The sequence below is a fragment of the Corynebacterium tuberculostearicum SK141 genome (genome assembly GCF_000175635.1).
Lineage (GTDB): Bacteria > Actinomycetota > Actinomycetes > Mycobacteriales > Mycobacteriaceae > Corynebacterium > Corynebacterium tuberculostearicum_C.
Genome location: NZ_ACVP01000023.1, coordinates 368181 through 383532 on the forward strand (window position 1 = coordinate 368181; position 15352 = coordinate 383532).

14 protein-coding genes are annotated in these 15352 nt (G+C 60.3%); 6 read left to right on the forward strand and 8 right to left on the reverse strand.

What is annotated here, in order from left to right:
* The first annotated feature begins 5 nt into the window (after window positions 1–5).
* From CORTU0001_RS08230 to CORTU0001_RS08250, 5 genes are all read left to right on the forward strand, one after another.
* A complete protein-coding gene (locus CORTU0001_RS08230; RefSeq protein WP_005324544.1) occupies window positions 6–1067 on the forward strand; it encodes an ABC transporter substrate-binding protein in 1062 nt (353 codons plus the stop codon).
* A 3-nt stretch (window positions 1068–1070) separates the two neighbouring features.
* On the forward strand, window positions 1071–2735 hold the full coding sequence (locus tag CORTU0001_RS08235; protein WP_005328893.1) for an ABC transporter permease: 1665 nt from the start codon (window positions 1071–1073) through the stop codon (window positions 2733–2735).
* On the forward strand, window positions 2725–3348 hold the full coding sequence (locus CORTU0001_RS08240; protein ID WP_005328896.1) for a metallophosphoesterase: 624 nt from the start codon (window positions 2725–2727) through the stop codon (window positions 3346–3348). The genes CORTU0001_RS08235 and CORTU0001_RS08240 overlap by 11 nt, the downstream gene beginning before the upstream one ends.
* 65 nt (window positions 3349–3413) lie before the next feature.
* Window positions 3414–4058 (forward strand): GntR family transcriptional regulator, encoded by a 645-nt coding sequence (locus tag CORTU0001_RS08245; RefSeq protein WP_005328897.1) that lies wholly within the window; start codon window positions 3414–3416, stop codon window positions 4056–4058.
* Window positions 4055–5287, forward strand: a complete 1233-nt coding sequence (locus CORTU0001_RS08250; RefSeq protein ID WP_005328899.1) for an MFS transporter — start codon at window positions 4055–4057, stop codon at window positions 5285–5287. The genes CORTU0001_RS08245 and CORTU0001_RS08250 overlap by 4 nt, the downstream gene beginning before the upstream one ends.
* A gap of 69 nt (window positions 5288–5356) precedes the next feature.
* On the opposite strand, the gene ileS is transcribed toward CORTU0001_RS08250, so the two are convergent.
* Window positions 5357–8527: an isoleucine--tRNA ligase gene (ileS, locus tag CORTU0001_RS08255; protein ID WP_005328901.1), complete on the reverse strand. Its 3171-nt coding sequence runs from the start codon at window positions 8525–8527 to the stop codon at window positions 5357–5359.
* A gap of 288 nt (window positions 8528–8815) precedes the next feature.
* Between ileS and CORTU0001_RS08260 the strand changes: the two genes are divergently transcribed.
* Window positions 8816–9817 carry an HNH endonuclease signature motif containing protein gene (locus CORTU0001_RS08260; RefSeq protein ID WP_034668492.1) on the forward strand — a complete coding sequence of 334 codons (1002 nt, stop codon included), beginning with the start codon at window positions 8816–8818 and terminating at the stop codon, window positions 9815–9817.
* A gap of 75 nt (window positions 9818–9892) precedes the next feature.
* On the opposite strand, the gene CORTU0001_RS08265 is transcribed toward CORTU0001_RS08260, so the two are convergent.
* From CORTU0001_RS08265 to ftsZ, 7 genes are all read right to left on the reverse strand, one after another.
* A complete protein-coding gene (locus CORTU0001_RS08265) occupies window positions 9893–10114 on the reverse strand; it encodes a hypothetical protein (RefSeq protein WP_005324526.1) in 222 nt (73 codons plus the stop codon).
* Window positions 10115–10213: 99 nt separating this feature from the next.
* Window positions 10214–11389, reverse strand: coding sequence for a DivIVA domain-containing protein (locus CORTU0001_RS08270; protein ID WP_005328903.1), 1176 nt, complete (start codon window positions 11387–11389; stop codon window positions 10214–10216).
* A 203-nt stretch (window positions 11390–11592) separates the two neighbouring features.
* A complete protein-coding gene (locus CORTU0001_RS08275) occupies window positions 11593–11886 on the reverse strand; it encodes a YggT family protein (RefSeq protein WP_005328905.1) in 294 nt (97 codons plus the stop codon).
* A 76-nt stretch (window positions 11887–11962) separates the two neighbouring features.
* Window positions 11963–12415, reverse strand: a complete 453-nt coding sequence (locus CORTU0001_RS08280; RefSeq protein ID WP_005328906.1) for a cell division protein SepF — start codon at window positions 12413–12415, stop codon at window positions 11963–11965.
* Window positions 12416–12519: 104 nt separating this feature from the next.
* Complete coding sequence (locus CORTU0001_RS08285) at window positions 12520–13218, reverse strand: YggS family pyridoxal phosphate-dependent enzyme (RefSeq protein WP_005328907.1); 699 nt, start codon at window positions 13216–13218, stop codon at window positions 12520–12522.
* Window positions 13218–13949: a peptidoglycan editing factor PgeF gene (gene pgeF, locus CORTU0001_RS08290; protein WP_005328908.1), complete on the reverse strand. Its 732-nt coding sequence runs from the start codon at window positions 13947–13949 to the stop codon at window positions 13218–13220. Before pgeF ends, CORTU0001_RS08285 begins: the two co-directional genes overlap by 1 nt.
* A 24-nt stretch (window positions 13950–13973) precedes the next feature.
* The gene (ftsZ, locus tag CORTU0001_RS08295) at window positions 13974–15290 is read right to left on the reverse strand and encodes a cell division protein FtsZ (protein ID WP_005328909.1); all 1317 of its coding nucleotides are present in this window, start codon (window positions 15288–15290) and stop codon (window positions 13974–13976) included.
* Between the last annotated feature and the right edge of the window lie 62 nt (window positions 15291–15352).

Genomic DNA, 15352 nt, shown 5'->3' on the forward strand with positions numbered 1-15352 from the left:
CACACATGTTTACCAAGAAGTTCACCGCCACCATCGCCACCACCGCTGCTGGTGCGCTCGCCTTGACCGGTTGCGGATCCGTCGAGGACAGCGCCGATACCGCCACCGACCAGTCCACCTCTTCTGCCGAAAAGTGGCAGGCACCTGAAGGCCTGTCCGGCGAGGTGGATTACTACTCGGCTAACCCGCAGGGGCTTACCGACGCCCTCGTGGAGGCCTTCGAAGAAAAGACCGACGTCCACGTCAACGTCTTTGCCGATACCACCGGCAAGATCACCGCCAAGCTCAAGGCAGAGGAAGCAAACCCGCAGGCTGACGTGGTCTACCTCGCCTCCTGGGCTGCAGCTAGCAAGCAGGAAAAATCCGGCGCTCTTGAAAAGTACACGCCGGAGGGAGCGGACAAGGTTGTTCCCGAGTGGGCGTCGAAAAGCGGGGCGTTTACCGGCCGCGATGGTTCGGCCCTAGCGCTGGTAACCAACACCAACGTCGTGGACGAGGCCCCGAAGGACTGGGAAGATCTCACCGATGAAAAGTACAAGGACCAAATCATCATGCCGGACCCGCGCGAATCCGGTACCGCGGCCGACCTCATCGCGGCCATGGTGGACCAATGGGGCGAGGAAAAGACCTGGGATCTCTTTGACAAGCTCTTTGACAACGGCATGATCGTCCAAGGCGCCAATGGCCCAGCGCTCGACCAGGTCACCTCCGGCTCGCGCGGCATCGTCCTCGGCGGCGTTGACTACTCCGCATACTCCGCGCAGAAGAAGGGCGAGCCGCTCGAGGTTGCTATCCCAACCTCCGGCACCACGGTTACCCCGCGCCCAGTCATGATCCTCAAGTCCTCCGATAACAAGGAAGCCGCAGAGGCATTCGTCGACTTCATGTTCTCCGATGAGGCGCAGGAGATCTCGGCCTCCAAGAACATGATCCCGGCCAATAAGGACATCGCTCCAAAGAATGGCCCGAAGCTGGATGAGATTAAGACCCTCAACGATGACCTCGATGGCCTGGTTTCTCAGTCCAAGGACATCAAGGAAACCTTCGCCAAGCGCTATTTGAAGTAACCAATGAGCTCCACCACCACTCCCCAACGTCGCCTTGGGATCTACGGGGTCCTTCTCATCTTGCTCGCCCTCGTCGCCGCGCCACTGGCTTCCGTGTTGGTCAACGCGGCCGTGGGCTACCACGATGAGCCTTCAGCCCTAGGCAGCATTGTCCAACCGGGCATGCTGCATATCCTTGGCAATACCGTCCTGCTCTCCGTGCTGGTCGTGGCTTTTGCCACGCTCATGGCCGCGCCGCTCGCCTTTCTCCGTTCGTGGACGCGGTTTAGCAGGGCCAATTGGATCGAGATCGTCATCATGATCCCGTTTATGACCCCGCCCTTTGCGGCGGCGATGGCGTGGATGGATTTCACCCGCCGCGGTGGTGTGGCCGAGATGCTGCTCGGCCACGGCGCCGGCAAGCTCGCCCACGATGCCATCTACTCGGTGTGGGGAATGGCCTTCATCATGGCCGCGGAGCTCTTTCCATTCTTGTACCTCATCCTGCGCACCTGCCTGAATTCCATTCCGGCGTCCACGCTGGAGATGGCACAGATAGCCGGCGCGAGCCGCTGGCAACAAGCCGTGCGCATCATCGCTCCGAACATAATCGGCCCCTTTTCCCTCGGCGCGCTGATTATCTTCATTAAGGCCGCCGGCGAGTTTGGCACCCCAGTCACGCTTGGCAACGCCATTGGCTACAAGGTGCTCGTCTCCTCCATCTATGAAGACGTCACCATCGACCCCCTCGATTTTTCCAGCGCCGCTGCCTCCTCGTCGGTGCTCTTTGCCATCGGCGTGGCCGCCTGGGCTTTCCAACAGTGGATTTCACGCCACGACCTCTCCGGCGGTGGCCGAGTAAGCCGCCCCGTACGTATCCGCCTCGGCTCGGTCGGCACCGTCTTCGGCGCTGTGGTGACCGCAATAATCTTCATGGCCGCGGTGGTCATCCCCTACCTTTCCATCACCTTGGCCGCGATGACCATTCTGCGCTCGGCCCCGCCTACGCCTAATAACCTGACCTTCGATTACTTTTCCATCGTTGTGCAGATGCCCACCGCTCAAGAGGCACTTGTTCGCTCCATCGGACTAGGCGCCCTTGGCGCGACCACCGCCGTTGCTCTCGGCGTCCTCGTCACGGTACTCACCCGCCGCCAAAGCACCATTACCGCAAAATTCAGCGATTTCTTGGCCATCGCCCCCGACACCGTTCCCGGCATTGTCCTGGCCATTGGATTTATTTTGCTGTGGAACTCTCCCTGGCTGCCATGGTCGCCCTACGGCACTATGGGCATGCTAGTTATGGCCTTCACCGTGCTCTTTTTGCCCATGGCCATCCAAAACATCAAGGCTTCAGCAGACTCCGTCTCCCCTACCGTCTACGAGGCCGCTGCTATTTCCGGCTCCTCCACTCTGCATACCTTTGGGCGCATCACCCTGCCACTGCTTGCCCCTGGCATCTTCGCTGGCTGGCTCCTCGCCTTCTTCGTAGGCATCCGCGAGCTGGTCATGTCCTCACTCATTCGCCCGAGCCAAGTCAACCTCTTGGCTCCGTGGATCATGAACCAATTCGATCAAGGCCACCGTGCCGAGGCCATGGCCATGACGCTCATCGGCGTCGGAACCTCCACCGTTGTCTTGGTAGCTATCACCTGGTGGCAAAACCGAAAGGCCGCACATGCCCGCTAGCATTTTTGTCTTTGCCGATCTGCACCTAGGCCGCCCGGGCGCCCCTGGGCTGGACTGGGCCCTGCAAGAACTCGAAGTTGCCGCCAATAGTGGAGCCACGGCGTGCGTATGCTTGGGCGATATCATTGACCGCAACGCTGAGGCGTCCGAATTCGTGCCCCAGGCCCGCGCCGTAATGGCCCACGCTGCCACACTGTTCGGCGAGGTCCACTTCATTTCCGGCAACCACGATACCCACCACAATCTGGACTTCCCGCCCGAGGTCACGGTCCACGGCACGCAGGTGCACTCCTTTCGCATAGGAAACACCACGGTTCTAACCGCAGCGGTGGCCACCGATCCGGACCCGCGCCGACTCCAGCTTCCGCCGCGCCCGAGCGACGGCCCCGTCCTCGGCCTCCTACATTCTTCCGTCACCGGTGAGTTTTCTAAAGGCACCTGCCTGCCGCTTTCCGTGGCTGAGCTACAGGCCAGCGAGGCCGATGCCTGGATCCTTGGGCACGTCCACACCCCGCACACGCTTGCCGACGCCCCCTTCATCGGCTGGGTCGGCATGGGCCACGGCTTACTCTTCCACCCCGATACGTGCCACGTCACACGTTTGCCTAGCTAGATCCGTTCCCCACAAAGTGCCACCACACACTTGCTTGCATGCAAGCTTGCATGCAAGATGGATGCATGTCCAATGAACGAATGCAGCCCGCCGCGGAGCGCGCCTATGACTTCGTCAAAGAGAAGATCATTGACGGCTCCTTCGAGCCCTCGCAGATGCTTTCCGAGGCCTCCCTGGCTACCGAAATGGGAATTAGCCGCACCCCGATGCACGAGGCTTTCCTGCGCCTAGAGGTCGAAGGCTTTCTACAGCTCTACCCCAGGCGGGGTGCGCTCATCGTGCCGATCAGCCCGCAGGAAATCCGCGAGGTTTATGAGGCACGCTTGCTCGTGGATAGGCACTGTGCTGAAAAGATCTGCGCAATGTCTGATGCCGAGCGCGCGGACATCGCTGATCAGCTAGATGCGACCATCGCGGAGCAGGACACTGCGTTGGATGGCGCAGACCTGCATACCTATACGCACCTAGATGCACGTTTCCACCAGATCATCATGGATGGCGGTGCCAATAGCCTGCTGGCCGGGCTGGGACACCAGCTGCGCGAACGCCAGCAGCGTTTTACCGCCACGGCCATTGGCCGCAACGTGGCCCGCGCCCGCACCTTCGTGGATCAGCACCGCACGCTTGCCGATGCCCTCCGCACCGGCGACCTCGACGCCTACCTTTCCGCATTGGACACCCACCTAACCAACTCGAGGAATCAACTATGACCGAAAAGTTTGCCAAACACTCATGGTTTCCCGTCGCTGGCAGCATGGTCGCTGTCGCGTGGGGCGGCAATGAGTTCACCCCTCTCCTAGTTATGTACCGCGAGGAGTCGCACTTCTCGCAGGTCACCGTCAATGGCCTCTTGGCCGCCTACGTACTCGGCATCGTGCCAGCGCTGCTGATTTCTGGCCCGCTTTCGGACTACATTGGCCGCCGCCCCACGATGCTGCCTGCCGCGCCACTATCGCTACTCGGTTCCTTCCTTCTGTCCATCGCACCGAACGAGCCACTCGTCATCGCCGTGGGCCGCATCATGTGCGGCTTGGCTTTGGGCATCGTCATGGCCGTCGGCTCCACGTGGGTGGCAGAGCTCATCACCCGCGCAGGCGGCGATCCCGCTGCCGGCCCGCGCCACGCCTCCATGTGCCTGACATTAGGCTTCCTCATCGGCGCCGGCCTCGCATCGGTGCTGGCCCAGTGGGGCCCGTGGCCGACCCACTTGGCGTATATCCTGCACATCCTCCTCACCGTCGCCACCGCTGTCTGGCTGATGAAGACCCCGGAAACCCGCCCGCCGCGTGGCGCTACGGTAAAAGACACCTTCCTTGACCTGAGCATCCGCGACATGCTGCGCATGCTGCACATTCCCTCCGCAGCACACCGCCGCTTCGTGCGCATTGTTCTGCCGGTCGCACCGTGGGTCTTCGGCTGCGCTGGCGCCGCCTATGCCCTCCTGCCCCAGCTTTTGTCCAAGTCCGCCGGCGATGCCCCCATCGCTTTCTCCGGCCTGATGACCGTTATCACCTTGGGCTGCGGCGTCGGCATCCAGATGCTCGGCAAGGTTATCGATACCAGCCGCTCCGCCCGCGCTTCCGCAGTTGCCATGGGCGTTATCACCGTGGGCACCATCCTCGGCGCGGTTGCCTCTCATACTCGCTCCCTGCCGCTCGGCATCGCCGGTGCCGCTGTCATGGGTGCAGGCTACGGCCTCGCCCTTGTCGCCGGTCTCTCCGAGGTCCAGCGCATCGCCCGCGCCGAAGAACTCGCCGGCCTCACCGCCGTGTACTACTCGGTCTCCTATACCGGCTTCTTTATCCCCATGGCCTTCAGCGCACTCGCGCCGCTGCTCGGCTTTACCACCCTATTCCTCATTGGCGCCGTGCTCGCACTGTGCTGCCTCGTTAACGTCGTCCTCGGCTGGCGCGCTCACCTGCCCGGCCCGGTCCGTTAAGTCCTATCACTCATAAAAATTGCCCAGCCGCTAAGGCTGGGCAATTACTTTTAGGTGGCGGCTAAGGCGCTACTGCTTAACGACGGTAGCCTTAACCCCCTTCACCACCTCGTGCACGTCCACACCATCGAGTGCCTCGGTGGTCACCTGGAAATCGGTGGCGAGCACTTCACCGGCGATGTGGTCGGCGTGACGCTCCGCCCAGGCCTTCTTCTCCTCTGGGACAGAGAGCACGGCCGCGATGCGGTCCGAGACCTCGAACCCAGAAGCCTTGCGGGCATCCTGCAGGCCACGGATAACGTCCGCCGCCCAGCCTTCGGCCTCGAGCTCTTCGGTCACCTCGGTATCGAGTACTACCAGGCCGTCGAGGCCCTCGATACGCGCGGTGGACTTCGGATTCGCTGCCTGCAGGCGCTCGGTGTACTCATCCGGGCCAAGCACGATATCGCCGTCCACTACAACCTCTTCGCCGCGGCGTTCGTAGTTGCCCGCCTTGAGGTTCTTGATGGCGCGCTGCACGTCCTTGCCCAAGCGCGGGCCGGCGACCTTCGCGTTGCAGACAACCTGGAAGGTGCCTACCGAATCGACGTCGTCAGTAAGCTCAACTTCCTTAACGTTGACCTCGTCGCGGATGATATCGGCAAAGTCCGCCAGGCGCTGCGCCCCATTGAGAGCCACCGTCAGCTTCGGCAGTGGCAAACGGTTGCGCAGCTTATTGGACTTGCGCACCGAGGATGCAGCCGAAGCGACCGCGCGGGTCGCATCCATTGCAGACACCAGATCTGCATCGGACGGGTAGTCCGCAGCCTGCGGGTAATCCGCCAGGTGCACCGAACGCTCACCGGTCAGTCCACGGTAGATAACCTCCGCCACGTGCGGCAGCAGCGGCGCCACCACGCGAGTCACGGTCTCCAGCACGGTGTACAAGGTATTAAACGCCTCAGGATGGGCGTCCTCGCCCTCCCAGAAACGATCACGCGAGCGACGGACGTACCAGTTGGTCAGGACGTCGGCAAACAGGCGTACTTCTTCGGTTGCCGTGGCGATATCGGTATCGGCAAGCGCCGCGTTGACATTGGCCACGACGTCGTGGGTCTTGGCCAAGATATAGCGGTCCAAAACATGCGTGGAGCTGGTGTCGAACTTTGCTTCCTTCTCTGCGTAGAGCTGCAGGAAGGTATAGGCATTCCAGATAGGCAAGATTGCCTGGCGCACGCCCTCGCGAATGCCCTGCTCGGTCACGATCAGGTTGCCTCCGCGCAGGATAGGCGAAGACATCAGGAACCAGCGCATGGCATCCGAACCATCACGATCAAAGACCTCGTTAACGTTCGGATAGTTGCCCTTGGACTTAGACATCTTGAGGCCATCGTTGCCCAGCACGATGCCATGGGCCACGACCTTCTTGTACGCCGGGCGATCAAAAAGCGCGGTGGACAGCGCGTGCATCACATAGAACCAACCACGCGTCTGACCGGAGTACTCCACGATGAAATCGGACGGCGAGTGGGTCTCAAACCATTCCTTATTCTCGAATGGGTAGTGCTTTTGCGCAAAGGGCATCGAGCCGGACTCAAACCAGCAATCCAGCACGTCTGGCACGCGGCGCATCATCGACTTACCGGTCGGATCATCCGGGTTCGGGCGCACCAACTCGTCGATATGCGGACGGTGCAGCGACTCCGGACGAACTCCGAAATCGCGCTCCAGCTCATCCAAGGAGCCGTAGACATCCATGCGCGGATAGTTGTCATCATCGGACATCCACACTGGGATAGGCGCACCCCAGTAGCGGGTACGGGAGATATTCCAGTCGCGCGCGCCCTCGAGCCACTTGCCAAACTGGCCATCTCGGATATGCTCCGGCAGCCACTCAATCTCCTTATGATTAAGCTCCACCATGCGATCGCGGAACTCGGTCACCTTTACGAACCAGGCCGGCAGCGCCATGTAGATAAGCGGCTCGCCCGAGCGCCACGAGTGCGGATAGGAGTGCTCGATGGTTACGTGGCGCACCACTCGCCCAGCAGCCTTCAAGTCCTTGATGATGTCCTTATTCGCATCAAAGACCAGCTGGCCCTCATAAGGCGGAACCTGCGAGGTGAACTTGCCGTCCTCGTCCACCGGGATAACCAGCTCGATGTCGTACTGGTTGGTGGTATTCATATCGTCTTCACCAAACGCAGGAGCCTGGTGAACCACGCCGGTGCCGTCCTCAGTGGTGACGTAATCAGCGATCAAGATCTGGTAGGCATTGCGCAGATCCGGGAAGAAGCCGAAGATAGGCTCATAGGTAAAGCCCTCGAGTTGCGCGCCGGTAAATTTCTCCAGTACCTCGGCCTCACCCAGTTCCTTCTCCAAGGTGGCCAACAGGTTTTCCGCCATGATGAAGGTACGGCCAGCGAAATCGCCCTCCGTAGCCTTAAAGAGCACGTAAGTAACCTCTGGATGAACCGCCAAGGCCTCGTTCGAAGGCAAGGTCCAGGGGGTGGTGGTCCAGGCGAGGAAAGAGGCGTCGGCAAGCGCAGGGTACTCCGCCAACGTCTTTTCTGCCGCGCTTCCCTCGCGCGCGCCCTCCACTGGGAAGGTAACGGTCAGGGTTGGATCCTGGCGCATCTTATAGGAATCGTCCAGGCGGGTCTCCTGATTGGACAAAGAAGTGTGCTCCGCCCAAGAGTACGGAAGAACTCGGAAGCCCTTGTAGATAAGGCCCTTGTCATAAAGCTCCTTGAACGCCCACATGACCGATTCCATGTAGTTGATATCCATGGTCTTGTAGCCGTTGTCAAAGTCCACCCAGCGGGCCTGGCGGTTGACGTACTCTTCCCACTCGTCGGTGTATTCCAGCACGGACTTGGCGCAGTATTCATTGAACTTTTCCAAGCCCATGTCCTCGATCTGCGCCTTTTCAGTGATACCCAGCTGCTTTTCCGCCTCCAGCTCAGCGGGCAGACCGTGGGTATCCCAGCCGAAGACACGAGGCACGTAATTGCCGGCCATGGTGCGATAGCGCGGGACGATATCCTTCACATAACCGGTCAACAGGTGGCCATAGTGCGGCAAGCCATTTGCGAATGGAGGGCCATCATAAAAGATGTACTCTGGGCAGTCCTTGGTCTTTTCTAGCGAAGCCTGGAAGGTATCATCCTGCTTCCAGTACTTCTGGACTTCCTCTTCCATATCTGGGAAGCGGCTGGAGCCGCCAGTCATGTCGACCTTGGGGTAAACCTTTTTCGCCATAATTATCCTTCACTCTTAACACGGTGCAGGGACGCGCCATCAAGGCTCGCGGTACCACCCTGCTTGAGCCCGAAGGCTCCGCTTCGTTTCGGTGAAGGAGTTGACGGTCCCACCCGTTCAGTTCTACTGGGCCACACTGGCTGTTCTTCTGAATTGCTCCCCGGTGATGGCCGGATCACTGCGTGTAGGCCACAGTATAGCGCCCCAGAATCTTCGTGCACAATAAGTTATCCACAGGCGAAAAATTTTCCCTTGTGGGGGCTTGCGCGGGGAAATAAATTGTGAGTCGTGAACGCGCTAGATACTTACCTCGCAGCCATGGCACCCGGGATGGACATCGTCCTCGGGTGCGCAGGCATGTCCGAGGACGACCTCTGCGCGCGTGGCGCCGCTGAAAAGACGGCCCGCGAGTTGGCATTGCTCAAAGAGGCGTACTGCGGCACGACCAAGTTCACAAGGAAGCGTCGTCGTGCTATCGAAGGAGCTCAGCACAATGGGCATTCCATCGTTGCGTTATCCATCATTGAAAAGTATGCACGCAAGATGCCCACGCTTTTCGACGCCTGGGTCCTCCGCGAACAGCTATGCACCACCAAGGCCACAGCAGCGGCACTAGAAAAGCTGGCGCAATCCAAGGTTCCGAAGAAAAAGCGCAAGGTAAAGCCTGGTGTACGCATCATCCGCCGCAAGGATGCGCCGTGGACGTTAGCTATCGACGGCTCGTCCTCGTTCATTGCAGACCTCCACGCGGCGGTGGAGAACCAGGATAAAAAGCCGCTGGATGTGGTGGAAGATACCTTCTTCGGCAGCGATACGGGGCAACGAAGCACGGTGGTAACCAATGTCATCGTGCGCTTGGAAGACTACGTGCGCATCGTCAACGGTGATGGCGAGGAAATCACCTTGCAGATGACCAACGGAGCAACGCTTACGGGAGCGCAGTATGTGCGCCGCACGTTAAAGGAGCATGGGCTCATTACCCTGGTGAGCCCCTATGAAGGCGCGGTGAACCTGTACCGCACGGAGCGCTTCGCCAATGCTAAGCAGCGGTTGATGGCGGGTGCGGAAAATCCGGTATGCCCATGGCCGCGCTGCGCTAAGCCTGCCGACGAATGCCAAATTCACCATTTGGAGCCGTGGTTGCACGGTGGATTGACCAATATCGCGAACTTATCCACAGCCTGCGCGTACCACAATGGCGCCAACGATGACGATCCCAATGCCCCGCCGCTGCGCGGGCAACTTGCCCGAACCAACGGACGGATTCGGTGGCAACCGCCCGATTGCTAGAGCCCGACTGCAGAATAAGGCGCCTCGTGCGCCTTATTGGCATGCCTGCAACCGAAAGCTTGGGGTCTCGCGGCGTTAGTCCTCGCGAAAGGCTGCGCGCACAGCCTCCTCCTCGGGGGATTCAGTTGCTGAGGCTTTGTCAGCGCGATGCTTATGCGCCCAGTCCAGGATGAAGCACACGAGTCCGACGCCGGCGGCGCCAAAAACGATATACAGCGACCAATCTGCACCCGAGATAACAAAGTTGACCAAGGCCACGAATGCCACGAGGGCGAGAACTAAAGCGGCTACGAGCACAGTGGTTCCTTTCGGTAGGGGCGGGCTATAGCACGACGGTCTAAAACAACAATAGCGCCCCCGCCGCGGTGGCGGGGGCGCTAGGAAGAACGGGGTGGCTTAGTTGTTGCCAGCCTCGCCGTTCGGTGCGGCGGTGCCGCGGGTAGCCAGCTCTTCCAGCTGAGACTCCAGCAGGGTCTTCAGGCGGGTGCGGTACTCGCGCTCGAAGGTGCGCAGCTCGGAGATGCGAGCCTCCAGTGCGGTCTGCTGCTGCTTGACGGTGTTCATAACCTCGGTGTGCTTGCGCTCGGCATCGGCCTGCAGGGACGCGGCCTTCTCCTCAGCCTGACGGATTTGCGCCTCTGCGCGGGAGGAAGCATCAGACTCGGTCTGCTTTGCCTTAGCCTCAGCGTCAGATACCAGCTTCTTGGAGCGGGAATCTGCATCTTGCAGCTGGGCGTCGTACTTCTTCTGGGCGTCGGCAAGCTGTGCCTTGGAGCGGGAATCTGCATCGCTCAGCTGCTTCTCGGCTGCAGTGCGTGCCTCGGACAGCATGGACTCGGACTCCGCACGAGCCTCGGAGGTCAGGCGGTCTGCCATCTCCTGTGCCAGACCCAGAACGCGGGCAGCCTGCATGTGGGTTTCCGGGGTAGCCAGGCCATCGGCGGTCTGTGCAACACCAGCACCTGCGATACCCGCTGCCGCTGCACCAGCCTTGGAGGAACCAGCTGCGGAAGCGGACTTCTTCAGCTCGTCGTTTTCCTTCTTGGAAGCCTCGAGGTCCTTCTTTGCCTGGGCTGCCTCGGCGCGAGCTGCCTCGGCGTCCTTCTTGGCCTGAGCCGCTTCATCGCGGGCTGCCTTCAGGTCTGCGGAAGAGGAAGCAGCAGCGGAGCCAGACGCCTGTGCCTTGGAAGCCTCAGCCTGGGCAGCCTTAACCTGCTCCTGTGCCTTCTTGGTCTCTTCCTTGGCACGGGAAACCTCGGACTTGGAGTCCGCCAGCTTGGTTTCGTACTCGGCGCGCAGCTTGGCCTCAATCTCCTTGCGCAGCGCAGCCTCATCGGTGCGGGTGGAAGCCGCAGTTGCGGTACCAGCAGCACCGGCGCCAGCACCCGCCTTGGCCTGGGAGTTCAAATCGCTAACCTGCGCCTGCAGGTCTTCGTTCTCATCCTGCAACTGGGCAAGGGCGTCCTCTACGAGGTCGAGGAACTGATCCACCTCGTCTTCGTTGTAGCCACGCTTGCCAATCGGCGGCTTGCTGAACGCGACGTTGTGAACATCAGCTGGTGACAGTGGCATGTCTTCTCTTCCCCTTCAGGTTGGTACAACCCCGGAGCTTCCAGGGCCTTAGGAGTGCGGTTCAGGTCTAACTAAACCTTCCCCACAAAGGTACATGTGGTTCATAATACGGGTTATCGCGATTTATCGTAACCAAACGCCCACAATAATCGACGCCCCGCCGAGTCTCAACGTTTACCACAGGTTTCGAGGCGACGGGGGTGCTACGTCAGAAAAATCATCTGCAAGATCATTGTGAGTATCGAGAGCAAGACGAACAGTACAAGCACCGATACATCAAGCGCTACGCCACCCATTTGCAGGGGCGGGATCAGGCGGCGCAACGTCTTGACCGGCGGGTCCGTAATCACAAACAGAGGCTCCGCTATAACCATAAACCAGCGTGGAGGGTTGAACTGCCGCGAGAAGGACTGGATCATCTCAATAATGATGCGGGCGATGAGCACCCAGGTATAGATCCGCACGAGCAGGATAAGAATAATTCCAAGTTGTGTCACAATGACCGAGCCTATCGAATAAACCCCCGCAGGTGCCCAACCGGCACCCCACGGGGGCTAAATGAACCGTGCCGCTCTAGCGCAGGCCTGCGGCGCGCTCGAGCTCGTGCTTTGCGATGTCCGCAGACTTCGGCACGATGGAAAAAACCTTGCGCTCAGTGTCCATACCCTTGGTGAGGTTGAGCATACGGCCCTCCAGGCCGAAGCAGAGGCCGGCAGCGAAGTCGATGAAACGCTTGGCGGTGGCCTTTTCGGCGTCAGTCAACTCGAAGACAACGGCATCGCCATCGCGGAAGGGCTCGCCTACCTTGGCGGCGTCATTGAAAGACGTCAGCGAGATGGCCACGATGGTCGGAACGAATTCCTCCTGCGCTGGGGCCGGCTCGTAGGACTGCGGGGCGCGGCGAGGTGCGTAGGCCGAGGAGCTATTTTCGGAGTAACGCGGCTCCTCGTTGTAGTAGGCATCGTCTTCTTCGATGTCCACCGGGCCCAGCCCGAAGAAATCCTTCGTCTTATCAATGAATGACATTTTTGGGTCTCCCTCTGACCTAAATTTGTACAAGTCTAAACGCGCAAAATGTGTCTTGTGTGACTCATGTGATTTACGCTGTGAAATGCGCTTTTGCGATGTTTTTAACCTACTGGCCGCGGCCCCATGATACTGGTTCCGACACGCACGATATCACTGCCCGCAGCAATTGCCTCGGCCATGTCCGCACTCATGCCAGCAGAGAATTTCAGCGGTCGATTGAGCTCAGAGGATAAGCGATCTACCTCTCCGCGGACGTTTCGGAATACCTCGCCAGCATCGGCATCAAGTGGCGGAACCACCATGAGTCCGGCAAGTTCTAGATGCTGCGCTTCTTCTACGGCACGCACGAGCTCATCGAGTGCCTCAGGAGAAACACCACCGCGAGCACCATCACCGTCGGCGGAGACTTGGATAAATACCGGCAAATTGCTTTCGCGCTCGCCTCGTTCCTTGGCTAAGGAAACTCCCCGCTCCAGTGCGTGGGCCAGCTTGAGGGAATCAAGCGAATGCACGCTGGCTGCCCATCGGGCTACGTGGTTGGCCTTCTTGGTCTGGATCTGGCCAATCATGTGGAATCGCAGCTGCGGCAGCTCGGTGGCCTTGGCGCGGGCTTCTTGTTCCCGGTTTTCGGCGACGTCGGTAACTCCTAGCTCTGCCAGCAGGGCAATATCGGCAGCTGGGTGAAACTTCGTTACCGGCAACAGCTGCGGTGGTTTTCGCCCTGACTGCGCTGCTAGCCGTTCAATCTTGGCAAGGGTGGCCGATAGGTTGTGTTCTAGCTGTGCCTTTCGGTCTGACATTACTTAACCTCCAACCAAATTAGTCCAGCCTGGCGGCCGGTGGTTCCTTCGCGCCGATAGGAAAAGAAGTCTTCGTCTTCGATGGTGCAGCGCGGGTCGGATTCAATCGCGGTGATACCTAGCCCCATGAGCTGGCGAATCAGCCCTGCGCGCACATCGATGCCCCACGTGCCCTTCGACGTCCGAGTCTTGGAGCCGGGCAAGCGGCGCTCGACGTCAGTGGCCATTTCCTCAGGCACTTCGTAGTTCTTTCCCGAAGCAGCCGGCCCCATAACCACCTGAATGCGCTCGGGCTGTGCGCCAAGCTTCTGCATTTCGCGCACGGTATTGACCACAATGCCGTTGCGGGCGCCCAAGCGGCCGGCGTGGGCGGCAGCAATGACGCCAGCGGCGACGTCGACAAGCAGCACCGGCGTGCAATCCGCAACGAGAACGCCTAGCCCGAGGCGTCGCTGGGTGGTAACAATTGCGTCTGTGGCTGGCACGGGCTCGTCCTGTGGACCATCGACGACGGTGACGGTATTGGTGTGCAGCTGTTCCATCCACACGATGTCGTCCAGACCGGTCACGCGCTTCAGGCGCTCGCGATTAGCGGCAACCGCGGCCGGGTCATCGCCGACGTGGTGCCCCAAGTTGAAGGAGTCGTATGGAATAGCAGACGCCCCGCCAGCACGGCTAGTAAAAACCATGCGGACGGGGCGTGTGGTGCGATGTTCCTCGTTTACTGGCATGCACACCAGCGTAGCGCTTTGCGCTTAGCGCATGAAGGAAGGCACGTCCAGATCGTCGTCGCCGTCATCGTCACGACGCTGCGACGGGCGGGACAAACGGTAGTCATCGCGGCGCTCCTCGCGGGAGAAACGGTCAGAGTTGGTGAACAGACCGCTAGATTCTGGGCGACGCTCCTCGGCAGGACGCTGCGGGGTGTAGCGCTCTCGCTCCTGGCCGGCGCGCGGCTCGTAGGAGTGGCGCGGGGAGTAGTCATCCTGTACTGGCTGAGAAGCAGCAGGCTGCGCCGGTGCCGGGGTGACGGGCTCTGCGGTCTCGCGCTGGCGATTGTCAAAAAGGGAGCCGGGCTTGCGCTGTTCCTGCTGCGGCTGCTGCGCAGCGGCCTGGGTCATATTGGCCTCGGCATCGAAACCGGTGGCAATAATGGTGATGCGGATTTCATCACCCAGGGTGTCATCGATGATGGTACCGAAGATGAGGTTGACGTCTTCGTCAGCGCGCTCTTCCACCATGGAGGCAGCGGCGTTTACTTCGTGCAGGCCAAGATCGGAGCCGCCGGCGATGGACAGCAGCACGCCCTTGGCGCCTTCCATCGTGGATTCCAACAGCGGGGAGTTAATGGCTTGCTCAGCAGCGGTCATGGCGCGGTTATCACCGCGGGCGGAACCGATACCCATGAGCGCGGAGCCAGCGTCAGACATGACGGAGCGAACGTCCGCAAAGTCGACGTTGATCATGCCCGGGATGGTGATCAGGTTGGTAATACCCTGCACACCATTGTGCAGCACCTCATCGGCAGCGCGGAAAGCCTCAACGATGGAAAGCTCTTCCCCACCGAGCTGCATCAGGCGATCGTTCGGGATGACGATGAGGGTATCGCAGACCTCGCGCAGCTCCTCAATACCGGCCATGGCCTGGCGGGTACGGCGAGCGCCTTCGAACTTAAACGGGCGGGTGACAACACCGACGGTCAGCGCACCCATTTTCTTCGCGATAGACGCCACGACTGGAGCAGCACCGGTGCCGGTGCCGCCACCCTCGCCGGCAGTCACGAAGACCATATCGGAGCCCTCGAGGGCGTCTTCAATTTCGGACTTGTGGTCTTCTGCGGAGGTCTTGCCTACCTCAGGGTTAGCGCCGGCACCGAGGCCGCGGGTGGCCTCACGGCCAATGTCGAGCTTGGTATCTGCGTCAGAGAAGATGAGGGCCTGGGAGTCCGTGTTGATGGCGACGAACTGCACGCCCTTGAGGCCTTCTTCGATCATGCGGTTCACGGCGTTGACGCCGCCACCGCCGACGCCGACGACCTTGATATCCGCGAGATTGTTATTGGAAGAGATCATGTGAGTTGGTCTCACCTTTCGCTACTGTAAGTCTGCACGTGCATTAAACGAGGAATGTAATG